This window comes from Thalassovita taeanensis (genome assembly GCF_900110775.1).
In the GTDB taxonomy this organism is placed as follows: Bacteria; Pseudomonadota; Alphaproteobacteria; order Rhodobacterales; family Rhodobacteraceae; genus Litorimicrobium; species Litorimicrobium taeanense.
Genome location: NZ_FOEP01000004.1, coordinates 291,218 through 315,744 on the forward strand (window position 1 = coordinate 291,218; position 24,527 = coordinate 315,744).

Here is a 24,527-nt window from a genome sequence, read left to right on the forward strand (position 1 = left end):
GCCTCAGATCGGCCATACTGTCTCAGCCACGGCGTACCTGCAGCACAACGATCACCAGAAACACCAGCATTGAGGCGAGCGTAAGAAGCGAGCCCAGCTTGGCCAGTGTTTCCCCGGTTTCTTTCACCGCCATGGCAATGCCCGGCACGATCGTAACCAGCCCCAGCACTGCCAGCGCCAGATGCAGTTTGGGCAAAGCCCCCAGCGCCGCGTCCGGCACAAGGTGATAGTAAAAGGCAAAAATTGCCATAGACACCCAGCCCAGCAAGTTCAAATGTGCATGCGCCGGTGCCATGATATGATCATGGCTGGCAGACATCTGAATGCCCCAGATCATACCAAGAGAGACCGAAACAATCGCGACCAGAAAGAAATAGATCGAAATACCCTTCATCTGTGCAGACTCCGTTGAATTGAGTTGATTTGTATACATCCGACCGGAAAATGCCGACGGACAGCGGGCACAATACCCTATTTCCCCGCGCCAATCACGCCCGTCCAACACTTCAGACTGTCAAAGTCTTTCCGCACCATCGGCAATGCGCTAATAACGCCCCGAGCAACACTGAAACGAGTTCCAGATGCCCGACTTTCCACTTTATGCGATCGGTGACATTCACGGTCAGATCGACATGTTGAACGCGGCGATTGCGCTGATCCAGGACGATGGCGGCGCCGATGCCAATATCGTGTTTCTTGGCGATCTGGTGGACCGCGGCCCCGGCAGTCGTGAGGTGATTGATCTGTTGCAACAGGGCCAGTCCGCAGGGCGCCCTTGGACCGTACTTTCAGGCAATCATGATAGGATGTTCGCCGATTTCTTGTCCAGCGGAAGGATTGACCACCCGCGTATTCTGTCGGGTATTTCCTGGGAGAATCCACGTTTGGGGGGGCTGGAAACGCTAGCCTCCTATGGCGTGAACGCGATCGACATGCCCGTTGAACACCTCTGGGCCGCCGCGCAGGAGGCCGTGCCCGCGCGGCATTTGGCATTCCTGAACAATTTGCCGACATACCATGAGGTTGAGGATCTTCTGTTTGTGCACGCCGGCATCGCGCCGGGTGTACCACTGCAGATGCAGACAGCCGAAGATATGATGTGGATACGAGGCCCGTTCCTGACGCACACCAAGCCGCACCCGTGGCTGGTTGTGCATGGGCATACCGCGGTTGATCAGGCAGAGCATCAAGGGAACCGCGTCAATCTGGACAGTGGTGCAGGCTACGGTCGCCCGATCACCGCAGCGGTGTTTGAGAGCGGCCAAGTCTGGACCCTGAAGCCGGGAGGGCGCCAGGCTCTGCGACCGGTCGTTTGACTGAGACCTGCGGCGGGCCGCTGTTTCAGGCCGGTCCTTTGCAAACTTTTGGCAAAAAAGTTACACCACATGCTCGCTCCCCGGAGAGGCGCATTACAAGCCTGAGAAACGATAATGCGCCAGAAAATCAAACGGATCAGGCCGAGCTTCTGCCAGAAAGTCTGCATGCCGTGCCGCGCGGCGAGCAGACGGAAAACCGGCGTGGTCCGACTGCTGAGTGAAATCAACGCGTAGAGCATATGTCAGACCGGCTGGAGCAGTGAAACATACCCGACGGGCACTTTCCGGGTAGGAAAATTCAACCCCGCGCCGCCTGTCCAAAACCTATACCAACGGGGTAGAAACCGAAGTTCTGGCGCAGGTTCACGCTGTATATTGCTCAATCGATAGGGTAGCCTTCGCCAGAAATCACTGCTTCGGAGAGAACACCCATGACTGATATCGTAATCTTGGACGGTGCCCGCACCGCCATCGGCACGTTTGGCGGCTCTTTGGCGGGTATTCCCCCCACGCAGCTTGCGACGATTGCCGCAAAGGCCGCGATGGAACGCTCGGGCGTCGAACCCGGCCAGATCGGGCATGTGGTCTTTGGCCATGTGATCAACACCGAACCGCGCGACATGTATCTCAGCCGGGTTGCCGCAATTGACGCGGGCATTCCTGATACGACACCCGCGATGAACGTAAACCGCCTGTGCGGATCGGGTGCGCAGGCAATCGTTTCTGTTGTGCAATCACTGATGCTGGGGGATGCCGAATTCGGCCTGGCCGGCGGCGCCGAAAACATGAGCCGCTCGCCCTATATCGTGCCAGATCAGCGCTGGGGCAGCAAGATGGGCGACATCCGCACGGTCGACATGATGCTGGGCGCGCTGAACTGCCCGTTTGGCACCGGCCACATGGGGGTGACTGCAGAAAACGTGGCGGACGAAAATAACGTCACGCGCGAACAGATGGACGCCTTCGCACTGGAAAGCCAGCGGCGCGCGGCGGCCGCCATCGAAGCCGGATATTTCGCGTCACAGATCGTGCCTGTCGATGTGCGCGTAAAACGCGACACGGTGGCTTTTGCCACAGACGAGCACCCCAAAGCCACCACAGCCGAAGCGCTCTCCGGCCTGCGTCCCGCCTTCCGCAAAGATGGCGCCGTGACAGCGGGCAACGCCTCGGGTCTGAATGATGGCGGTGCAGCGCTGGTTCTGGCCCGCGCCGACGCGGCCGAAAAAGCTGGGCTGAAACCCAAAGCCCGCGTCATCGGCTATGCCCACGCCGGCGTGCGCCCCGAGGTAATGGGAATCGGCCCGGTTCCCGCCGTGCAGAATTTGCTGGCCCGCACCGGCCTGAGCATTGCCGATTTCGACGTGATCGAATCGAACGAAGCGTTTGCCGCGCAGGCACTGGCAGTCAATGCCGGGCTGGGCCTGGATGCGACCAAGGTGAACCCCAACGGCGGCGCGATTGCACTTGGCCACCCGATCGGTGCCACCGGCGCGCTTATCACCATCAAAGCTCTGTATGAACTGGAGCGGATTGGCGGCTCGAAAGCGCTAATCACCATGTGCATCGGCGGCGGTCAGGGTATCGCGCTTGCGATCGAGCGTATCTGATCTTCACTTTGACAAAAATACTCCGGGGGAACGTTCCAAATCGCAGATTGGGAACGTGGGGGCAGCGCCCCCGCCCCGCCCGCCGCAGGCGACATGCTTGCGTTTGCTTGGCTCCCCCGGTCTTTCCGATATCCACCCCAGAAAACACCTCAAGTGCCGCATGAACGGCTTGAATGGACGCTAGGGCGCGCAGATATGCATACGGATTTGCCCGACCGCGAGCAATTTGGTTAAGTTTTCCGCAGGAAAATCCGTACCAATCCAATTCGCCCCGTCCCGCAATCTCACTCAACTCTCAGATGCACGCGGTCTGACCTTCCCTGCGCGTCGATCACAGACAGCGTGACAAATCCCGCACCGATTCCCTGCAACACGGCCTGACGCCCATGCGCGCCCGTCAGCACCGGCGTGCCATCTGCCAGCCAGGTGAAAGGCGGCACCCCGTCGCGCAGCTTGACCGTCAGGGCGCCCCCTTCCAACGGCAACTCTGCGCCATCGGGCGGAAAGATCAACTTCGGCGCATCGGCTTGCGGCAAAAAAAGCGCCTGCCGCCCGCGAAATCTCTGTAACGGCTGCGGCAGCAGCGAAGCGCCGACCAGCAGCGTTTCCGGCGGCGGTGGCGGCAGCGGTTCAAGCTTTGGCTTAAGCCGCTGAAACGCCTCGAACAGGACGGGGGCCGCCAAATCGCCGCCGAAGGCCCCGGGCACCGGCGTGCCATCCGGCCGCCCAAGCCACACACCAATCACATGCGCCCCATCAAACCCCAGCGCCCAAGCATCGCGGTGGCCATAAGACGTGCCCGTTTTAAAAGCCAGCCGGTTGCGCGGTGCGCCAGGGGGCGGCGCCATGTCAGACAGGATATTCCCCACTTGCCAGGCCGCGGTACGGCTGACGATCTGGGCCCCCACCGTGGCCGGTCCCGGTCGCCAGTGTAGCGGTTTGGCGACACCACCATTGGCCAGCCCCCCATATAGCTGCACCAGATCCTCAAGTGTCAGGCCAACCCCTCCCAAAGCCACCGCAAGGCCGGGTTTGCCGCCCGGCACCACGGGCTGAGCCCCTGACCGGCGCAGCGCTGCGACCAACCGGGTCGGGCCAAGTTCTTCGGTCAGCAGGACGATGGGGATGTTCAGCGACAGGCGTAGCGCGTCGGCGACGCGGATTTCCCCCCGAAACATCCCATCGAAGTTTTGCGGGGCATAGTTGCCAAAAGCCACGGGGCGGTCGTCAATCAAGGTTTCGGGATGGGCCAGTCCCTGATCAAAAGCCATGGCATAGACCAGCGGCTTCAACGTCGATCCCGGCGAGCGCAGGGCGCGGGTCATGTCGACAAAGCCCTGTCCCAGCCCCGGCCTAAAGCCACCCGACCCGACCGAGGCAAGGATGTCACCACTCCGGTGGTCCGCCACAAGGATCGCAATGGACAGCGCCTCGGATTTGCCGCGCAGGGCGGTGATCGCCAAGGCCTCAAGCTGCGCTTGCAGGTCGGCGCTCAGCGTCAGGTCGTGGCGTTGGCGGTCGGGCGATTCAGCCAGCGCGCGATCAGACAGGTGCGGCGCCAGCGCAGGAAAAGCGCGTTTGGTATCGGGCACCGGATCGGTCAGAGCGGCGGTGGCATCGCCAGTGCTCAGCACACCCGCGCGGGCAACACGCGCCAGAATCCGGTCGCGGGCCTGCTGCGCGGTGGCCGGGGCGCGGTCGGGGCGGCGGGCCTCGGGCGCTTGCGGAAGGGCAACCAGCAAAGCCGCCTCGGCTGGGGTCAGACGCGCAGGTTCCTTGCCGAAATAGGTCAGTGTCGCGGCACGAATGCCTTCGATATTGCCACCGAACGGGGCCAGTGTCAGGTAAAGGTCAAGGATCTGCGCCTTGCTCAGCCTCCGCTCCAGCGCCAGTGCCACGCGCATCTGCCGCAGCTTTCCCGCCCACGCCCCGGTGCCGCTGCGCTCCAGCAGGCGCGCCACCTGCATCGTCAGGGTCGAACCGCCGGACACGATCCGGCCATGTCGCAAGGCCTGCACCGCTGCGCGCGCAATGGCAACGGGGTCGATCCCTGCATGGTCATGGAACCGCCGATCTTCATAGGCCAGCAACATCGCAAGATAGGTCTGATCAACCTGCGCCGCCTGCACCGGCAGGCGCCATACACCATTCGCTGCCGTATAGGCCCGCAGCAGCGTCCCGGCGCGGTCGCGCACTTCCACCGACGTGTCCAACAGTGTCACCGGCAACGCGGTGCGATCAATCCAGCGATCTGCGGCATCGCGGCTGGCGGCGACCAACAGTAACGCCGCCACCAGCAGAAAGGGGGCGAACCGCCTCATTCCACGATCATCATCCGACCCGCGTTGGTATTGGCGCGGTATTGCGGGCGATACATGTCTTCGACCGTGGCCGCCGAATGTCGGAATATCCCCGGCGAGATCGCGCGCACGATATAGGCCAGCTGAAATGGCTTGTCCGAGCGCCAATCGACCGCCGCAAGGAAGCGATCCGAGCGGAACTCGCTATGCTCGGCCTCACTCGGCGTCAGCCAGTCAAGCGCGCGGATATCACCCGAGCGCAGCAGATTGGGGTTGTCGATCTCGAACCCGGCGGGCAGCGGATCGTTTATCATCAGCCGCGCGCCACCTTTTTCGAAAGGCGTGACCTTCAGCACGGCCACCAGACGGTCACCTACCCTGACCGATTGCGGTAGAGCCTCGGCTCCGTCGATGGTGTAATATGTCCGGTCGATGCGATAGCCATACCCGCCCTGCGTGACCGGCGTTTCCGGCACTCCCGTGGTGGTCAGCGTGATCTGCGTGGCGCTATCACGCGCATTGCGAATTGTGATCGGCGCCGCGCCAATCTGATCCTCAAACAGCCGCACAAGCGGCCCTTGAGCAACGGTGCCGTTCACCTCGATCCCAGCAATACCGGGATCGGTGACCAGAGCCCGCGCCGCCATCAGCGCCCAAGCGCTTTCCTGAGTGGAAAGCCCGCGCACGGTGGCGCTGATCCGGTCAATCAGGGCCTCACGGTTGACCACGGCACTGCCCGCCTCAACCGCCAGCGACAGAACACCTGCCGCGTCGCGCAGGTTGCTACCATAGTCAGCACGCCACAGCCCGGCCTCTTCCCCCATGCGTGGCACCATCAGATGGGCGGCGCGGGAAAACATCGCCTCGGCCCGCGTCGGATCACCATAAGAGGCCAACGCCGCCCCCAACTGCGCCGCCGCCAGCGGCGTGTCAAAAGCATCGCCCTTGACGTCGGAATAATAGCGCAGGTCGCCCATCGCCGCCGCGCCTTCGCGCGCCAGCACCATTAGCGCATAGGCTACATCCGCGCCGCCAGTGTCAAAGTCGGGGGCATAGTTGATGCGATTGCGCAGGTTATCCATCGCCAAGCGAAAGGCCAGATCGGGTACGGCGTATCCTTCGGCGCGGGCCCTGCTGAGGAAATCAGAGACATAGGCATCAAGCCAGAAATCACCGGCTTCGGCCCGCCACAGTCCAAAGGCCCCGTTATTGGCCTGCCGCGTCAGGATACGGTCAATCGCCTGACCCACACGGGCCTGGATCGTGGCGCGGTTGCCAAGGCCCAGCGCCTCGGACACTTGCCCCAGATAGAGCAGCGGCAGCGCCTGACTGGCCACCTGTTCGGTGCAGCCGTAAGGGTAGCGATCAAGGGACGCCAGCAGCGCAGGCGCATTGAGTTTGGCCAGCGGTCCCGCAGACAGCACTGCCGACCCCGTGCCGGGGCGCAGTCCAGCAAAAACATCGCGATCAAGGGTAAAGGTATCGCCTGCACCCAGCGCAAAACGCCGGGTGACTGACACAGCCGGATCATTGTCACGTACCGCCAGCACCAAATCTTTGACCAACGGCCGCCCATCTGGCGTGGTCAGCGCCACGCGCAGGCTGTGGTCGCCCACCTCGCCCGCCGTGACCGGGATGCTCAGCACCGCCGTGCCCTTCTCAGTCAGCATCACGTCTGAGGGAAGATTGCCCCCCACAAGACTGATGCCCTGCGCGGTAACATCCAACCCCATCCGCCCAGTGGGGCCGGTGGCATGCACGATCTCAAGCAACAAGCGACTGCTGTCGCCGGGGGCCAGAAAGCGCGGCAGGCTGGCGGTGATCACAACCGGATCACGCACCAGAACATCGGCTTCGGCTTGCCCGACGCCCGTGTCCGACCAGGCCACCGCCATCAGCCGCACTGTGCCGTTGAAGGCGGGCAGGTCAAACGTCACCTCGGCCCCTCCGTCCGGGCCAACCGTAAGTGGGCCACTGAAATAAGCGACCAGTTCTTCGGTCGGCGGTGGCGATTGCAACCGCGCGGCACTGCCCGCATCCCCGCCCGAGCGGATGGCGCCCATTGCACCGTTCATCCCGTCGATCAGGCGGCCATAGATATCGCGGATCTCGACCCCCAAGCGGCGCTGGCCAAAATAGTGATCCGAAGGATCCGGGCTTTGAAAGCCGGTGAGGTTCAGGATACCCACGTCCACTGCGGCCACAGTGACGTAGGCGGCCTGGCCGTCAGCCACGCCATCCACCTGTACCGTGGCGCGTAGGGTGCCGCGCGGGTCCGCCTTGGCCGGAGCATCAAAAGACACTGCAAGCTGTTTGGTACCGGGGTCAATCTTAGCATAGCTCAGCCCCAGAGACCGCGCCGGATTGCGACCCGAAGCGGCATCCATCGGCCGGATCACCGAGGCGGTAACATAGGCCCCCGCCCCCCAGTCATCCGTCACTGCGAGTGGGATCAGGTTCTCACCCTCGGTCACCGCGACCGCTTTCATCGCGATCACCCGGTTTGACATGACACTGATCAGCGCCGTGCCCGCATACCGCGGCACCAAACGCACCATCGCCGTGTCACCGCTCTGATATCCGGGCCGGTCTAATGACAATTCCAGCGTGTCGGGCGTGGCCGACGCATCGGCGGGCGCATACCAACCAGCGTAGAACGAGGTCGCGGCAGCAACATAACCGCCATCAAGCCGCTCTACCTCAAGCTCATAACTGCCCCACTCGACCGGGGCGGCAACTTCAAGCGGCGTACTGCCAAGCGTGGCTTCGGCGCTGGTGATGCGTTTGCGGGTGGTGATCGGCTCCCACTCCCAATTGCCATATTGCTGATACCACTGATACCGTCGCTCGACCCGGTTCAGGGTCCACCGCACGCGCATCGGCAGCGGTTTCAAGTCCGGCCCGAGTGCGATCACCTGAAGTCGCGCTTGAGTATTTTCCGGCACAACCCCATCAAACATCGGCTTGATACCGATCACCGGCGCGGCAGGCGCCAGCGCGCGGGTCAGGCGACGTTCCACCGGGCGGCCCGAGCCTTCGGCCAGGTTGACAGTGATCAACGCCTCAAGCGGGCGATCGGCATCCTCTGCCTCTGGCAGCTCCAACGGTACGCTGGCAGTCCCGTCATCATCGGTCTTACCACCGCTCAGAAAACTGGTGCGTCGGCCAAATGTCTCGTCCTGACGGCCAAAGCGGAAGCCGGGAAAGCTCTCCAGTCCACTGGCCTCTTGCAGCACCACGGTGCCTTCGATCGCAAGCCCACCGGCGGGCGGGCCAAACAGATAGCGCGCCGCAATGCTTAGCGGTGGAGTGTCGCCGGGGCGCATCGGGGCATCAGGCAGCGACAGGTCAAAATCAATCCTCTCGGGCAGGAAATCCTCGACCAGCACGGTTTGGCTTGCCAGCGGCGCGGCATCTGCATCGGCCCTGAGGTCAAGCCGCCAAGTGCCACGCGGCACGGTTTCGCCCAACAGCAAGGTGAAGACATGCCCGCCAGCGGCATCGGAAGTAGACACGTGGCGGGAATATTCCACGCCATCCGGGCGAGTCAAAATCGCCGTCACTGGTAGGCCGGAAATGGCCGCAGCCACATCGTCGCGTGCCAGAGCGGTGGCATAGATCACCTCGCCCGCGCGATATGCCCCGCGATCAGTGGTCAGGAACATGTCGATCGGCGGACTGGGCGCGCGCCCCTCCACACCTCGGTCCGACAGATCGAACGCCGGGTCGGTCAGCGACAGGAACGCGATATCATCGTTGCCCTGCGCCACAGTGATCAGCGCAGGTGCCGCGCCCCCGGTGCCACGCGTCAGGCCTGGGGTAAAAAGCGCATGCCCCTGATCGTCGGTCAAAGCCGTGCCCAGCACCCGGTTGGCTCGCGACAGCAGTGTGGCTGTCACGCCGGGCCGCGCACCCGCATCACCCAACCCGCGCACGAATACATGCAGACCGTCGGTGCCGTTCAGCGTCGTCACCCCCAGATCAGACAGCACAAACCACTGCGTCGCCCCCGCATCGTCATAGGGGTCGGCCCCCGGCACCCGCGCCGTCAGCGCATAGATCCCGGCGGGCAGGTCAGAGATTGCCTCGCCCATCGGCAAGCGGGTGGTCATGTCGCGGTTCAGGGCGTTGTGCACCTCGCCCTGCCCGGTCCAGACCTGCTCGGCGATGTTGGTGGCAAAATCCTCCTGTTCCCAATAGCTGAGCGGCCGCCCGAAATAGCTGTCCTGAATCGCGCGCAGCAAATTGCGGTCGCTGACCCGGCGCAGCACCAGATCAATCTGATTCAGGTTCACAGTTTCCACCGGCAGCGCGGCATCAGGCGATTTTGGCAAAACATAGGCCCGCCCCGGAAAGCTAACGCGGGGACTGCGGTCGCGAACATAGAGCGTCAGCGTGACGTCCTTGGCCATCGTTTCACCACTGGCGGCGGGCAGACCCTCGCGGAAGGTCACGGCATAGCGTTCGCCGTGCTCGGCCCCGTCTACACAAAGCTGATTGCCGCTGGCCTGAACTGCCATTCCTGCGACAGGCAAACGGACATATGTGCTGTAGTCGACACCGGTTTTAGCCAAAGGTTCCGAAAATTCCGCACAAAGTCGCGGCGCCGCGCTGTCGCTTTCAACGCTATGCTCGATGATGCGGAAGCCGTATTTGCCAATTGCAGCCTCAAGTGCCGCCCCAATGTCGTTGCGCGCGGGGTGTAGGTTCAGCGCCAGACGTAACGCCGGAATCATATCGCCCCCGCGCCGGTTTGCTTCCAGCGCTTCGGCCAGCACGTGCAAGGCCGCAATCCGCTGCGCCGGGGCCTGCGCCCGCAGATATCCGTTGGTGGCGGCGCGCAAAGCCCGCTCGCGGTATTTGCGCTTATCGCTGTCACTGCCACCGATAAGCAGCGACAGACGGGCATATTCGACCCACAGGTCGCTTTGATCTGTGTGCGAAATGGCCCCCCCCGTCCAGCGCATCGCGCTTAACCAGTCGCTGTTTTTACGACGGTCCTGCGCGGCGTCCAACAGCGCCTGAATAGAATAGTCCCCAGCCGGATGGATCCGCCCAATCTGATCCGCCTGCTCGCGCGCTCTGGACAGATCATCAGCGGACAGGAAGGACAGATCGCCCGCTCTTGCCCGCGACGTTTTCATCACCCCGGGATAGGTCGCCACTACCACCGCAGACCACGCGCCATCATAGGGCTTGCGATCACTGACCTCGCGTTTCGGAAAACAGGAGTTCGAGCGGTCGTTGAAAGTGAACGCCCTGCACTGCGAATCGGCCAGACAGGCGTTGACGCAAGACTGATAGGTCGTATCGAACAGCGCCTGAAGATCGGCGCCGTAAAAATCGACATTGCGGGTTACGATCAACCGTTTGTCCGGCACTTCATCGGCGGCAACAGCAGGTGAGGCCAGAATAAGACCCGCTAAAATCATTGAAAGAATACGGTGCATCAAACAGCTCCTATATCAAATGCCAAGATGGTGACACGCGGCCTGATCGCTTGGCAAGTCTGCGCGAAACCTGCTCTGATCACGTTTTAAGCGATTTTTCATTCCCTTTGCCGATCCTGCGCTGCGACGGAATCGCGCGAATCGAGGGACAGGCATGAGTCTTGCCAACAAACTGGCCGAAGAACGCCGCGCACGGCTGGCGGCCGAACGGCTGTTGGAGCTGAAACAGGCAGAGCTGTTTTCCGCCAATCAGAAACTTGGTCGGCATGCCCGCGCGTTGTCAGAGGAAATTGTTGAAACCCGCGCTCAGGTGGAAACGATCCGTGATGAAAATCAGCGGGTCAAATCCGATCTGACCGCAGCGCATGAAAAGATAGAGATTGCTGAAAGGCGGCTGTGGCACTCGATCGAGACCATTCAAGACGGCTTTGCTTTCTTCAATGTTGACAGTCACATGATCGCGGCGAACCGTTCGTATTTGTCGGTTTTTGACGGTCTGAACGAGGTGGAGCCGGGCGTATCCTATACCCGTATCCTTCAGCTGATGACCGATGAGGGTATCGTCAATATCGGCGAGAAATCTGCCGATGACTGGCGTGCCCGCATGCAGAAACGCTGGCAATCCCCTTCGCCGGACCCGGTGGTGATCCGGCTGTGGAACAATCAGTATATTAAGCTGGTCGATCAGCGCGGCCACGGCGGCGATGTGGTCAGTCTGGCACTGAACATCACCGATACGGTCCGCCATGAAAAAGAACTGAAGAAGGCCAGCGCCAAGGCTGAAGCCGCAAATCGCGCAAAATCAGCCTTTCTTGCCAATATGAGCCACGAAATCCGCACCCCGATGAACGGTGTCGTCGGCATGGCGGATCTGTTGACGGATACGCCGTTGACCAAGGAACAGCAGCTCTACGTCGACACGATCAAGAATTCGGGCGAGGCATTGCTGGTGATCATCAACGACGTGCTGGATTATTCCAAGATCGAAGCCGAAAAGCTGGTTCTACACAACGAGCCTTTCGATCTTGAGCGCTGCATTCACGAGATCATCATGCTGTTGCAACCCTCGGCACGGGACAAGGCAATTGATCTTCTGGTGGATTACGACCTGTTCCTGCCCACCATGTTCATCGGCGATCCCGGACGGGTTCGGCAGGTACTGACCAACCTTCTGGGCAATGCAGTCAAGTTCACATCGCAGGGGCATGTACTGGTCCGTGTTGTCGGAATGCAGCCCGAAGGCAGCAGTGCAACCCATGTGCATATTACAATTGAGGATACCGGAATTGGTATTCCGACTGAAAAGATCGACCATATTTTCGGCGAGTTCAATCAGGTCGAAGACGAGCGCAATCGCCAGTTTGAGGGCACCGGGCTGGGGCTGGCAATCTCGCAACGGCTGATCAAACTGATGGGGGGCAAGATCTGGGTCGATTCCGAAGAAGGCGTAGGGTCCAGTTTTGGCTTCCGGGTCACCCTGCCCGCCGCCGAAAGTATCCCGGATACGGCACCGATCCTGTCGGGTCGTTTGCGACGTGCACTTGTGGTGGATGATCTTTCCGTGAACCGGGCTATTCTGGAAAAGCAGCTAGAGGTCCTGGGGATCGAGAGTGTCAGTTGCCCCGGAGGGCCCGAAGCACTTGCGGCGCTGGACGGCTCTTTTGACGTGGTCCTGACCGATCACAATATGCCAGGCATGGATGGGTTGGAGCTCGCGCTTGAAATCCGTAAAGCGGGGCAGGATGTGCCGATCCTGCTGTTCAGCTCCAATTCGTCGTACGCAGAAACAGATGCCGCGCGCTCAGCCGTGCAGGCGATCTTGCAAAAACCCACCCCCCGGCGCGAGTTGTTCGCCCGTCTGCAATCGCTGGGCGCAGATATCGTGGCCCCGGATCCCACCGATGGGATCCCTCCCGTCGCGCCCCCGCCCCCGGTGCTAAGGCCGATGCGCGTTCTTGCGGCCGAGGACAACAAGACCAACCGACTGGTGTTTCAGAAAATGGTCAAACATCTGGATATCGACCTGCGATTTGCCGAAAACGGATTGGAGGCCGTCGAGCAGTTCCGGAATTTCCGACCAGACTTAGTTTTCATGGACATTTCCATGCCCAAAATGGATGGCAAGGAAGCGACCTCAAATATCCGCAAGCTCGAACAGCCCAGCGGGCAGCGCACGCCAGTGGTAGCCATGACTGCCCACGCGATGGAGGGCGACGGCGAAGGCATTCTGGCGGCGGGGCTGGATGAATATTTGACAAAACCTTTGCGAAAGGAGGCGATCACAGAAAAAATTCTGGAAAATTGCCCGCGAAATGCACGCCCGCCTTTGCCGCAAGAGCCAGATGCTCAGGCGGCGTCTGCCGCCAGTTGAGCCTTGCGAACAAAGACCCATTTGTCACCATCGGACAGGGCCGAACTGAAACCATATCCACCCGCGTCGAAATCGCGAATACTGTCAGGGTCGGTGAGGCGATGCTGAATGATGAACCGCGCCATGGCGCCCCGTGCACGCTTGGCATAGAAGCTGACAATCTTTGGCACACCGGCCTTTTCTTCCATGAAGACCGGCGTAATCACGCGTGACCGGAGTACAGAAAGATCAACAGCACTGAAATACTCGTGGCTGGCGCAGTTGATCAGCACATCCGTATCAACCGCAGTGGCATCCGCGTTCAGCGCCTGCGCGATATCACCGCCCCAATACTCATACAGCGATTTGCCGCGTGGGGTTTTCAGGCGGCTGCCCATTTCCAACCGGTAAGGCTCGATTTCGTCCAGTGGGCGGAGCAAACCGTAAAGTCCGGACAAGATGCGCAAGTGATCTTGCGCCCAGCTCATCTCCTCTGAATCAAGCGAAGCAGCTTCCAATCCCTGATATGTATCACCGGCAAAGGCCAGCGCGGCGGGTTTGGTCTGCATCGTGCCAAAATCCCGAAACCGATCCACATTCAACCGGGCCAGATTTTCGCTGATCCCCATCAGTTTGCACAGCTGATCCACAGACAGATCGCGAGCGACAGTGGCCAATTCCACAGCGCGCGCGGCGAATGCGGGTTGGGTCGGGACGATGCCCTCAGTCGGCGTCATGTCCAGCTTTTTGGCCGGGGAAACCACGATCAACATATTAAACTCCTTCTGCGCATTCAAACGACCCTAGCCAGCCTCGCGCAATACGTCCAGAAACGCGGCGGCAAACCTGTCGGCGCGTCGCTCGCCCAAAACCCGCGCCATCGCGCCCGCATCACCCGGCTTCATCTGGGCAACTTTCGCCAGAAGCGACGCCGAGCAACTAAGCGGTTTATCCAATCCGTCCGCGCCGCGCGTCAGATCTGCCTGCACTTCCAGCAGCCGGTCATACAGAACCGCCGCGTCACGCCCGGCGATCTTGCGGCGTGACGGGTGCATTTCTTCGGCGGCACCATTGATCACCGCTAGAAAATCATCACCATACCGCTCCAGCTTTTTTGCCCCCACACCGCTGATCCGCGCCATCTGATCCAGATCGGCGGGGCGGCTCTCGGCCATCTCGATCAGGGTGCGGTCGGTGAAAATGATATAGGCAGGCACATTCGCCGCCTCGGCCAGCGCCCGACGTTTGGCCTTGAGCGCAGACAGCAGTGGCGCGTTTTCCTCTGCCACCAGAGTTTTTACCGCCGGTCGACGCGGCGCATTGCGGATTGTGTCCATGCGCAGGCTGATCTCGACCTCGCCGCGCAGAATCGGCAGAGCGGCATCCGTCATGCGCAGCGCGCCGTGGCGTTCGGGATCGGGGCGGATAAGGTCATGCCCCATCATCTGCCGGAAAATCGCCTGCCACTGACGCTTGTCATAGGCGCGTCCAACGCCGTATGTCGGCAAGCTGTCATGCCCCCGCTGGCGGATTTTATCAGTCTCGTTGCCGGTCACGATATCAATCAGATGCCCAGCGCCAAACCATTCCTCTGTCCGCAAGATCGCCGACAGGGCCATACGCACGGGTTGCGTGCCATCGAACACCTCGGGCGGGGTATCGCATAGGTCACAATTGCCACAAGTGACCTGCGTTTCGCCAAAATAACGCAGCAGAGTTTCGCGGCGGCATTTCAACGCCTCGGCCAAGCCCAACAGGGCATTCAGCCGCGCGTGATCTGCGACACGGCGTTCAGGCGGAGCAAGCCCTTCGTCGATCTGACTGCGACGCAGGCGGATGTCGTCGGGGCCGAACAGCGTCAGCGTTTCCGCCGGGGCGCCATCCCGCCCGGCGCGACCAACCTCTTGATAATAAGCCTCAATCGACTTTGGCAGATCGGCGTGCGCGACCCAGCGGATATCGGGTTTGTCCACCCCCATACCAAAGGCCACCGTCGCCACCACAATCAGCCCGTCCTCTTGTTGAAACCGGGTTTCGGCGGCGCGGCGCGCATCGGCCTCCATCCCGCCATGGTAATGACAGGCGGAATGGCCCGCCTCTTGCAGTGCCTGCGCCAGGCTTTCGGTCTTGGCGCGGGTGCCGCAATATACGATGCCGGATTGCCCTTTGCGCGCCGCGGCAAAATCCAGAATCTGACGGCGCGGCGAGTCTTTGGCGGCAAAGGCAAGGTGGATATTGGGCCGGTCAAACCCGCGCAAGAAGGTTTGTGGCGCGGCACCATCAAACAGCCGTTGCACGATCTCGACCTGCGTTTCGGCGTCCGCCGTTGCAGTGAATGCCGCCAGCGGCACATCCAGCGCGCGCCGCAATTCGCCGATGCGCAAATAATCAGGCCGGAAATCATGACCCCATTGGCTGACGCAATGCGCCTCGTCCACAGCGATCAGGCTGACATTGATCCGGTGCAGCATCGCCATGGAAGAGCCCGCAGCCAACCGTTCTGGCGCGATATACAGCAGCTTCAGCCGCTCTTCCTCCAGCGCAAGCCAGACCGCATCGGTTTCCTCTTGCGTATTACCGCTGGTCAGCGCGCCTGCCTCGACCCCGGCCTCGCGCAGGGCACGCACCTGATCCCGCATCAGCGCAATCAGCGGCGAAATCACCACTGTCACGCCTTGGCGCATCAGCGCCGGCAACTGAAAACACAAGGATTTGCCACCACCCGTGGGCATGATGGCCAGCACATTTTGCCCCTGCGCCACGGCCTGCACGACCTCTTGCTGCCCCGGACGGAAGCCGTCAAAGCCGAAAATGTCCTTCAGAAGAGTGTCGGCGCCGGACAAGTGATCGGGCATATGATCCTGTAAATCTGTCTATATCTGCTGTTACAGGAGTTTTCACACACAAGGCTTAGCGCGGCAAGGCCCGGATCAGTAGAAAGCCGCCACATTGTTGATCAGGATCATCCGCAAGGCTGCAATCCCGATGATCACCACCAGCGGCGCGAGGTCGATCCCCGACATCGGCGGCAAGATGCGCCGGATCGGGCCATAGATCGGCTCCAACACCCGGTTCAGCATATACCAGATCTGCGAGACAAGTTGCTGACGCAGGTTCAGCACCTGAAAATTGATCAGCCAGCTCATGATTACGTGGGCCAAAATGAAATACCAAATTACATCCAGCACCAACATCAGGATCTGAAACAGTGACATCATGTGTAGCGACCTTTTTCCTTCAAACGCCCAACAGGTAAGCGCGCGGAACCGAAACCGCAAGCTTTGACGCACCGTTTGCGTTGACCGGCGTCGCGGGCTTGGCACATCTGACCGAAAAAGGAGGCCGCCATGTATCCGATCCTGCGCCTGACCAAGGAATTCATCAAGTTTCGCAATGCGCCCGCGCTGCCACTGAACGGCACCCACGTGTCCCAGCACATGTGCCTGCCGTGGGACATCGATATATGGATGGAACTGAACAATGGCCGCACCCTGACCCTGTTTGATTTGGGGCGCTCGGTTCTGGCACAGCGGTCCGGGCTGCTGCATGCGCTGCGCCAGCAAAAATGGGGCATGACGATGGCCGGGGCCTGCGTGCGCTATCGCCGCCGGATTCGCATGTTCGAGGTGATCGAAATGCGATCCCGTGCCGTGTGCTGGGACGAGCGGTTCATCTATCTGGAACAATCCATGTGGAAGAAGAACGGTGAATGCGCCAACCACATCGTTTATCGCACGGCGTTGACAGACGGCGCGGGAATCGTGGCACCCGAGCGTGTGCTGGCGGCCATCGGGCAGGGCATCCCCTCTCCGGCCATTCCCGATTGGATCGCGGCTTGGATCCGATCAGAAGATATCCGGCCATGGCCCCCCATGCAGGATTGACTTGCCAGCGTTACAATTTGCCTATCTTATCCGCGCAGTTGGGGTTTTAGCACGATTGGGGGCAGCTATGCGCAAGCGTATCTGGGGATGGTTCTTTTTTGATTGGGCCAGCCAGCCTTATAACACGCTGCTGATCACCTTCATATTCGCCCCCTATATCAAAGAGTTGCTGGGTGACGGCACAACCGCGCAATCGGCGTGGGGGTTTGGCATCGGGTCTGCGGGTCTGGTGATTGCACTGCTGGCGCCCATTCTGGGAGCGATGGCAGATACATCCGGCAATCGTCTGCGCTGGATCTGGGGGTTTTCACTGCTGTATGTGATCGGCGCCTTTGGCCTGTGGTGGGCCGCGCCGGGCAATTTCAATCTACTGCTGACGCTGGTCTTGTTCGCCATCGGCATGATCGGGATGGAATTCGCCACGATCTTCACCAACTCCATGCTGCCCGATCTGGGCACCAAAGAAGAGATTGGCCGGATTTCGGGCAACGGATGGGCGTTTGGTTATGTCGGCGGGCTGTTCGCGCTGATTATCATGTTGATGTTTTTCGCCGAAAGCGCCGCGACCGGAAAAACCTTTGTCGGCCTGTCGCCTGCCTTTGGGTTGGATCCGGCCATGCGCGAAGGCACCCGTTTTGTCGGGCCGCTGACGGCGATCTGGTATGCGGTTTTCATGATCCCTTTCTTCCTGTGGGTGCGCGACCCAAAGCCGACCAAGCCGCAAAAAGGCGCTGTTTCTATTGCTTTGCGCGAGGTTTGCACAACCGTCAGCCGCCTGCCACGCACGCCCTCGCTTTTTGCATATCTCGCATCGTCGATGCTTTATCGCGATGCGTTAAACGGAATGTATGTGTTCGGTGGCATCTACGCCGCCGGCGTTCTAGGCTGGAGCGTGGTTGATACCGGCATTTTCGGCATTCTTGCGATTGTATCAGGTGCGATCTTTGCCTGGCTCGGCGGTCATGCCGATGAACGGTTCGGCCCCAAACCAGTGATTACCATCTGCATCCTGATCCTGTCTTTCGTAGCCATTTCCATTGTCTTTGTCGCGCGCGACAGTGTCTACGGTATCCCGGTCGAGGCGGGCTCGAAGCTGCCTGACATTGTGTTCTATGCCCTTGGCGCACTGATCGGTGCGGCGGGCGGCGTTTTGCAATCGGCCAGCCGCACGATGATGGTCCGCCAAGCCAACCCCAACAAGATGACCGAGGCATTCGGGCTGTACGCACTGGCAGGCAAGGCCACGTCCTTTATCGCGCCGCTGTCGATCGGGGTCATGACCATGGTGACACAAAGCCAGCAATTGGGCGTTTCTCCGCTGATCGTGCTTTTCCTTTTGGGTCTTGTTTTGCTACGCTGGGTCAAACCAGATGGAAACCCCAACGCATGGTCCGCCTCGCCCGACTGATTGCCATTTCTCTTGCCCTGACCGGCTGCGGCGGCACATCGCAGACCGCAGACACTGGACAGACCATTTCAACCCAGCAGGCCGTGCCCAAAGCCATGCGCGGAGTTGAGGCGAAAAAGCTGTTCTCGCAACACGAACACGGCTCGGCTCAGCCCGCGGCCCCCTTGGGCAGCTATGCCAAGGGTTGTCTGGCGGGTGGGATACAACTGCCCGAAACCGGCCCAACATGGCAGGCAATGCGCCTGTCGCGTAACCGCAACTGGGGCTATCCCGAGACGGTGAATTTCATCCGCGATCTGTCCGCCAAGGCCGCACGGCAACCGGGGTGGAACGGGCTCTATATCGGCGATATCAGCCAGCCACGTGGCGGCCCGATGGCGACCGGCCATGCCAGTCATCAGATCGGTATGGATATCGACATCTGGATGCTGCCACCGAACCGGTTGAACCTATCGGCCTCAGAGCGCGAGAGCTTATCCTCGGTCTCGATGCGGCGCGCCAAGGGGGCCTATGTCAATTCAAGCTGGACCCCACAGCATCACGAGATCCTAAAGGCCGCCGCCCAAGACCCTCGTACCGCCCGGATATTCGTATTTCCCGGCGCCAAAGTGCAAATGTGCAAGGACGAAAAAGGCGACCGCAGCTGGCTGCGTAAAATTCGCCCGTGGTGGGGGCACCACTATCATTTCCATGTCCGGCTAAATTGCCCCAAAGGCGCGCAAAATTGCGTCAATCAGGCTCCGCCGCCGCCCGGTGATGGCTGCGCCGACGCGGAAAAGTGGGCACATGATATTCTCAATCCGCCACCGCCCAAGCCCAACGCGCCCAAGCCCAAACCGCGCCGCGAACTGACCCTGAATGACCTGCCCGGCCAATGCGTTTCCGTATTGCAGTCGCGTTAATCGCACTGGCCGCCTTGTTTTACGCTCTGTCAGGCACCGCCGAGGTGCCGGGAAAAGCGCGTTTCGTCGGCACATATATCTGGCGGTCGAATGATCCCAATGTTGGCGGGCTGTCAGCGCTGGAGTTGCTGCCGAACGGGACAGACTTCATGGCGGTGTCGGATCGGGGCATGCTGATCCGCGGGCAGTTGCTGCGTCGCGACGGGAATATTGTCGGCGTAGTGAATGTCACCCCGACCCCGCTGACGCCCCCCGAAGGCACGCCTGTGCGCGCCCCGCACTCTGACGCTGAAGGGCTGGCGCGGCACCCGGACGGGCGGCTGTTTGTGTCCCTCGAAGGACCTGCGCAAGTCTGGGCCTACAAAGCTCCCGGCACCGCTGCAACATTGCTGCCGCACCACCCGGACTTCAACAAGATGGGAAGCAACTCCTCGCTCGAAGCGCTGGCCATTGATGCGCACGGGCGACTGTTTGCCATCCCCGAAAAACCGCTGACCCGTCGTGATGGCGTGGCGGTCTATGTTTACGCCGGGGCGGGGTGGCAGCGGGCCTTTACGCTGTCACGCAACTCCCGTTTTTTGCCCGTCGGCGCCGATTTTGGCCCCGACGGCAAACTCTATCTTCTGGAGCGGCGGTTTGACGGGATCGGGTTTTCCAGCCGTGTGCGCCGGTTCGACCTGTCGAGCGACACGCCTGACGGTGGCGAGGTGCTGCTGCGCTCGCATCTGGCGCAGTTTGACAACCTTGAAGGGCTGTCGGTCCGGCGCGACGGTCAGGACCAAATCCGGCTGACGATGGTGTCGGATGACAACTTCAAGTTCTTCCAGCGCACTGAACTGGTCGAATATGTCATAACGGAACCGCTTGCCAAAGCCGCCTCCAAGCAGTAAACGCCGCCCGTCCCCGATGGTCGGGGGCCAAGTCGCCGCTACCTTGACAAAACGGGCATCAAAATGAACCGCACACATATCCCCGGCATTCTTGCCATGGCCGCCATCGTCGTGGCCTCGAACATCCTTGTTCAGTTCCTGTTCGGCCAATGGCTGACATGGGGCGCCTTCACCTATCCCCTCGCTTTTCTTGTCACCGATGTGATGAACCGCGTCTATGGCGCAGGCCCGGCCCGCAAGGTCGTGATCGCGGGCTTTATCGTCGGCGTTATCTGCTCGCTGATCGGCACGCAGATTATGGGCGAGTTTGGCCCACTGGTCACCCTGCGTATCGCCATCGGTTCGGGCCTTGCGTTCCTTGTGGCACAACTGAGCGACGTTGCGATCTTTGACCGCCTGCGCGCGGGAAAATGGTGGCGCGCGCCGCTGGCCTCCACGCTGGTCGGCTCGTCGCTGGACACTGCCATTTTCTTCACCGTCGCTTTTTCCGGCGCGCTGACCTTTCTGGAACCCGCCAATGATGTCAGCTGGGCCGCCGAGGCGCTGCCGCTTCTGGGGGTTGGTCCCATTGTGCCGCTCTGGGTTTCGCTGGGCGTAGCGGACTGGCTGGTGAAGCTGGCGCTCGCTTTGGTGGCACTTGTGCCCTTCCGCATGATCGTGGGGGCGATGACAGCAAAGACCACATGATTTTGTTTTGACAAACGCGAAATCTGTGCGAACCTCCTTGTATCGAAACATTCAGAAAGGAGGTGCTCTAGTGTCTAATGGGATAATGGAGAGAGGTGTCGGAACAGTTTGGGAGGCGAGCAGCCAAGGCAGCCCTTGGTTGTGAATCCATCCGAATTGGTGAGCGCCTAACCGGCCCCACCTCCTTAATTCTCTAAGGGCCGTTCCATGGGAGCGGCCCTTTTTGATGTGCTCTTGATATGATTTTGCTATGACGGCCTGACAGGACACGGAGCCAGAGCATGCTAAAGATCAGCGACACGATCGCGATTGAGGATTGGGAACTGACCGAACAGTTCATCCGCGCCAGCGGCCCCGGTGGTCAGAACGTCAACAAGGTTTCGTCGGCGGTTGAGTTGCGGTTCGAAGCCGAACGCAGTCCCAGTCTGCCCGGCCCGGTCAAAACCCGGTTGCGCCGCTTGGCTGGCCGACGCTGGACCAAAGAAGGCGCGCTGGTGATCCAGTGTGACGAGACCCGAAGCCAGGCCCGCAACCGCGAAATCGCACGCGAGCGACTGGCGCAGTTGATCTCTCAGGCGCTGGTGGCCCCGAAACGCCGGATTGCCACAAAACCCACCAAAGGCAGCCAGCGCCGCCGCATCGCTGCAAAAAAACAGCGTGGCGAAGTCAAGTCGATGCGCGGCAAAATCACCGGCGAAGAATAGCGCGACAGAGCTGTCCACAAATTGCGCTGACCGCCAGTAAAAGCCCCCTATACAGCGCCCCCCGAAACCGGAATAGTCGCGCCATGACCGGTGCAGACACACTCGACAGCCGATATTCCTGGACGCGCCTTGGCGTCTCATTGCTGATTGCGATGATCGGCAATGTCGGCATGTGGGTGGTGATTGTGGTTATGCCTGCCGTGCAGGCTGAATTCGGTCTAGACCGGGCCGAGGCATCGTATCCCTATACCCTGACCATGATCGGCTTTGCGCTTGGAAATCTTCTGATCGGGCGCGCGGTGGATCGATTTGGCATCACCTTGTCGCTCTCTGGTGCCGCGCTGACCATCAGCGCGGGCTTTGTTCTGGCGGCGATCAGCCCGACGATCCTGATCCTGTCCATCGTGCATTTGGCGGTGGGGCTTGGCACGGCCGCAAGTTTCGGGCCGCTGATCGCCGATGTCTCGCTGTGGTTTCTAAAGCGACGCGGAATCGCGGTGGCGATTGCCGCAAGTGGCAATTACCTGTCCGGGGCGATCTGGCCGGTGCTTTTGTCCGGTGTGCTGGCTGAATTCGGGTGGCGCGCGGTTTATCTGGTGCTAGCGGTGATTTGCACTGGTGCGGTGGTCCCGCTGTCGCTGCTGCTGCGCCGCCGGGTTCCGTTGGAGGCAACAGCGCATTCCGACACGATTTCAGGCCTGCGCGCCCGCGCGACCGGGTTTTCCCCTCGGGCGCTGGCGGGGCTTTTGGGGTTGGCTGGAATTGGCTGCTGCGTGGCCATGTCGATGCCACAGGTACATATCGTCTCGTTCTGTGTTGATCTGGGATACGGCCCCGCCGTGGGCGCCGAAATGCTGTCGCTTATGCTGTTGGGCGGAGTCGTATCACGGCTGATCTCTGGCCTGCTGGCAGATCGGCTGGGCGGCGTGCGGACCTTGCTGATCGGCTCGGGCCTGCAAGGTCTGGCGCTGTTTTTATACCTGCCGTTTGATGGGCTGGTCTCGCTATACGTCGTCTCAACCATCTTCGGGCTGAGCCAAGGCGGTATCGTGCCCAGTTATGCCGTCATTGTTCGCGAATACATGCCCGCGAAAGAAGCCGGAGCCCGCGTCGGGTTCGTGATGATGGCAACGATTATGGGCATGGCCTTGGGCGGCTGGATGTCGGGCTGGATCTATGACGTGACGGGCAGTTACCATATGGCGTTTTGGAACGGGATTGCGTGGAATGTGCTGAATATCGGGATCATGCTGCTAATCCTGACGCGCGGGCGCACTGCCACGCGGGCGCTGGCGTGATCCGGCTATTGCGTTCGCACGCGGTGCCCCCAGAAGCCTCCGGCGGGGATATTTGAAAAATGTGAACGCCGGGTTACGGATCCAAATGACGTCCCATATGGGTTTCGCCACGGGCGCGGGCCAGTGCGATCTGTTTTTCGCGTTCGCGGAAGCGGCCCTTGTCCTGTTCGGTGGTTTCGGAGATGCATTGATGGCAGGACACGCCCTGTTCAAACTCGGGGCGATCGCAATCTTCAGGCAGGATCGGGCGGCGGCAGGCGTGGCACAGCAGGTGCGGCCCTTCGGTCAACCCGTGTCCGACCGAGACGCGGCCATCGAAAACGAAACATTCGCCCTGCCAGCTGCTGTCGTCCTGCGGCACCTCTTCGAGGTATTTCAGAATGCCGCCCTTGAGGTGATAGACGTCCTGCACACCCTGCCCCAGCAGGAAATTGGTCGATTTTTCGCAGCGGATCCCGCCGGTACAGAACATGGCGATGCGCTTGTTGTGAAAGCGGTCCTTGTTCTGTTCCCACCAAGCCGGAAAATCGCGGAAGCTGCTGGTTTCGGGGTCAATCGCACCGTCGAATGTGCCGATCGCCACTTCGTAGTCATTGCGCGTATCGATCAACGCCACATCCGGCGCGCGGATCAGGTCGTTCCAGTCGGTGGGGTCGACATAGTGCCCCACGCGCGCCAGCGGATCGACATCGGGTTGCCCCATCGTGACGATCTCTTTCTTCAGCTTCACTTTCATCCGTGGGAAGGGCGGCGCGCTGGCGGTGCTTTCCTTCCAGTCCAGGTCCGCGCAGCCGGGCAGCGCGCGAATATGAGCCAGCATCGCATCAATCCCGGCGCGCGGACCGGCGATGGTGCCATTGATCCCTTCATGAGCCAAAAGCAGCGTGCCGGTGACCCCATGGGACAGGGCCAAATCCTGTAGCGGCGCGCGCAGCGCAGCGGGATCAGGGAATCGGGTGAAGTGATAAAGGGCGCAAACGGTCAACATGCCGGGCGATTTACGCCCAAGTGCCGCGTCGGGCAAGGGCTTGCATTGACGCGGGCGCTGTGCGCGCCTAGGCCTTGAAGGCAAAGGAGAGCCGCCATGCCAGACATTCCCCACGCTTTGATCATCATCGACGTCCAGAATGATTTTTGCCCCGGCGGCGCCCTGGCCGTGCCCGAAGGCGATGCCATCATCGACGGGATCAACGCCCTGATGCCCGAGGTCGGCGCTGTTGTGTTGACGCAAGACTGGCACCCGGCGGATCATTCCTCATTCGCAAGCCAACATGCAGGCAAAGCCCCCTATGATCTGGTTGAAATGCCCTATGGCACGCAGGTGCTGTGGCCTGATCATTGCCGTCAGGGCAGCGACGGCGCGCTGTTTCACCCGCGCCTACATATTGACCCTGCCGACATGATCCTGCGGAAAGGGTTTCGGCGCCAGATAGACAGCTATTCCGCGTTTTTCGAGAATGATCACACCACCCCGACCGGGCTGGAGGGGTATCTACGGGCACGCGGCCTCACCCGGTTGACCTTGGTTGGTCTGGCCACAGATTTCTGTGTGAACTATTCGGCACAAGATGCGGCGAAGCTGGGTTTTGAGGTTAGCGTGCGATTGGATCTGTGCCGCGCGATTGATCTGGATGGATCGCTAGATGCCGCGTTGACCGCCATGGGCTCAGCTGGAGTCAACTTAATCGGTCGCTGATTTGCGGCTTGTTTACGAATTTCGCGCTTATTGGT

Annotated in this window: 18 protein-coding genes; 11 read left to right on the plus strand and 7 right to left on the minus strand. The window is 60.9% G+C overall.

Annotated elements, in window-relative coordinates; translation table 11 throughout:
* Positions 1-22: 22 nt before the first annotated feature.
* The gene (locus tag BSF79_RS08205) at positions 23-394 is read right to left on the minus strand and encodes a hypothetical protein (protein WP_090269480.1); all 372 of its coding nucleotides are present in this window, start codon (positions 392-394) and stop codon (positions 23-25) included.
* A 187-nt stretch (positions 395-581) separates the two neighbouring features.
* On the opposite strand from BSF79_RS08205, the gene BSF79_RS08210 reads away from it, so the two are divergent.
* Positions 582-1,316, plus strand: a complete 735-nt coding sequence (locus tag BSF79_RS08210) for a metallophosphoesterase family protein (protein ID WP_090269372.1) — start codon at positions 582-584, stop codon at positions 1,314-1,316.
* A gap of 431 nt (positions 1,317-1,747) precedes the next feature.
* Positions 1,748-2,923: an acetyl-CoA C-acyltransferase family protein gene (locus BSF79_RS08215; RefSeq protein ID WP_090269373.1), complete on the plus strand. Its 1,176-nt coding sequence runs from the start codon at positions 1,748-1,750 to the stop codon at positions 2,921-2,923.
* Positions 2,924-3,207: 284 nt separating this feature from the next.
* Here BSF79_RS08215 and pbpC read toward each other — a convergent pair whose 3' ends face one another.
* A complete protein-coding gene (pbpC, locus tag BSF79_RS08220; RefSeq protein WP_090269374.1) occupies positions 3,208-5,244 on the minus strand; it encodes a penicillin-binding protein 1C in 2,037 nt (678 codons plus the stop codon).
* Positions 5,241-10,673 carry an alpha-2-macroglobulin family protein gene (locus BSF79_RS08225; protein WP_090269375.1) on the minus strand — a complete coding sequence of 1,811 codons (5,433 nt, stop codon included), beginning with the start codon at positions 10,671-10,673 and terminating at the stop codon, positions 5,241-5,243. The genes pbpC and BSF79_RS08225 overlap by 4 nt, the downstream gene beginning before the upstream one ends.
* Positions 10,674-10,827: 154 nt before the next feature.
* Here BSF79_RS08225 and BSF79_RS08230 point away from each other — a divergent pair, with 154 nt between their 5' ends.
* Positions 10,828-13,044: a response regulator gene (locus tag BSF79_RS08230; RefSeq protein ID WP_090269376.1), complete on the plus strand. Its 2,217-nt coding sequence runs from the start codon at positions 10,828-10,830 to the stop codon at positions 13,042-13,044.
* On the opposite strand, the gene yaaA is transcribed toward BSF79_RS08230, so the two are convergent.
* From yaaA to BSF79_RS08245, 3 genes are all read right to left on the minus strand, one after another.
* On the minus strand, positions 13,020-13,796 hold the full coding sequence (yaaA, locus tag BSF79_RS08235) for a peroxide stress protein YaaA (protein ID WP_090269481.1): 777 nt from the start codon (positions 13,794-13,796) through the stop codon (positions 13,020-13,022). The genes BSF79_RS08230 and yaaA overlap by 25 nt on opposite strands.
* A 30-nt stretch (positions 13,797-13,826) precedes the next feature.
* On the minus strand, positions 13,827-15,878 hold the full coding sequence (recQ, locus tag BSF79_RS08240) for a DNA helicase RecQ (RefSeq protein WP_245776350.1): 2,052 nt from the start codon (positions 15,876-15,878) through the stop codon (positions 13,827-13,829).
* A 75-nt stretch (positions 15,879-15,953) separates the two neighbouring features.
* Positions 15,954-16,241, minus strand: coding sequence for a YggT family protein (locus BSF79_RS08245; RefSeq protein ID WP_090269377.1), 288 nt, complete (start codon positions 16,239-16,241; stop codon positions 15,954-15,956).
* Positions 16,242-16,370: 129 nt separating this feature from the next.
* On the opposite strand from BSF79_RS08245, the gene BSF79_RS08250 reads away from it, so the two are divergent.
* From BSF79_RS08250 to BSF79_RS08280, 7 genes are all read left to right on the plus strand, one after another.
* Positions 16,371-16,907, plus strand: a complete 537-nt coding sequence (locus BSF79_RS08250; protein ID WP_090269378.1) for an acyl-CoA thioesterase — start codon at positions 16,371-16,373, stop codon at positions 16,905-16,907.
* A 67-nt stretch (positions 16,908-16,974) separates the two neighbouring features.
* On the plus strand, positions 16,975-18,315 hold the full coding sequence (locus BSF79_RS08255) for an MFS transporter (protein WP_090269379.1): 1,341 nt from the start codon (positions 16,975-16,977) through the stop codon (positions 18,313-18,315).
* Positions 18,294-19,217, plus strand: a complete 924-nt coding sequence (gene mepA, locus BSF79_RS08260) for a penicillin-insensitive murein endopeptidase (RefSeq protein WP_090269380.1) — start codon at positions 18,294-18,296, stop codon at positions 19,215-19,217. The genes BSF79_RS08255 and mepA overlap by 22 nt, the downstream gene beginning before the upstream one ends.
* Complete coding sequence (locus tag BSF79_RS08265) at positions 19,190-20,107, plus strand: esterase-like activity of phytase family protein (RefSeq protein WP_090269381.1); 918 nt, start codon at positions 19,190-19,192, stop codon at positions 20,105-20,107. The genes mepA and BSF79_RS08265 overlap by 28 nt, the downstream gene beginning before the upstream one ends.
* A gap of 63 nt (positions 20,108-20,170) precedes the next feature.
* The gene (locus tag BSF79_RS08270) at positions 20,171-20,794 is read left to right on the plus strand and encodes a queuosine precursor transporter (protein ID WP_090269382.1); all 624 of its coding nucleotides are present in this window, start codon (positions 20,171-20,173) and stop codon (positions 20,792-20,794) included.
* 281 nt (positions 20,795-21,075) lie between these two features.
* On the plus strand, positions 21,076-21,498 hold the full coding sequence (arfB, locus tag BSF79_RS08275; protein ID WP_090269383.1) for an alternative ribosome rescue aminoacyl-tRNA hydrolase ArfB: 423 nt from the start codon (positions 21,076-21,078) through the stop codon (positions 21,496-21,498).
* 83 nt (positions 21,499-21,581) lie between these two features.
* Complete coding sequence (locus BSF79_RS08280) at positions 21,582-22,796, plus strand: MFS transporter (RefSeq protein ID WP_090269384.1); 1,215 nt, start codon at positions 21,582-21,584, stop codon at positions 22,794-22,796.
* Between the two features lie 73 nt (positions 22,797-22,869).
* On the opposite strand, the gene trhO is transcribed toward BSF79_RS08280, so the two are convergent.
* Positions 22,870-23,784, minus strand: a complete 915-nt coding sequence (gene trhO, locus BSF79_RS08285) for an oxygen-dependent tRNA uridine(34) hydroxylase TrhO (RefSeq protein WP_090269385.1) — start codon at positions 23,782-23,784, stop codon at positions 22,870-22,872.
* A gap of 96 nt (positions 23,785-23,880) precedes the next feature.
* Between trhO and pncA the strand changes: the two genes are divergently transcribed.
* The gene (gene pncA, locus BSF79_RS08290) at positions 23,881-24,492 is read left to right on the plus strand and encodes a bifunctional nicotinamidase/pyrazinamidase (protein WP_090269386.1); all 612 of its coding nucleotides are present in this window, start codon (positions 23,881-23,883) and stop codon (positions 24,490-24,492) included.
* Positions 24,493-24,527: the final 35 nt, after the last annotated feature.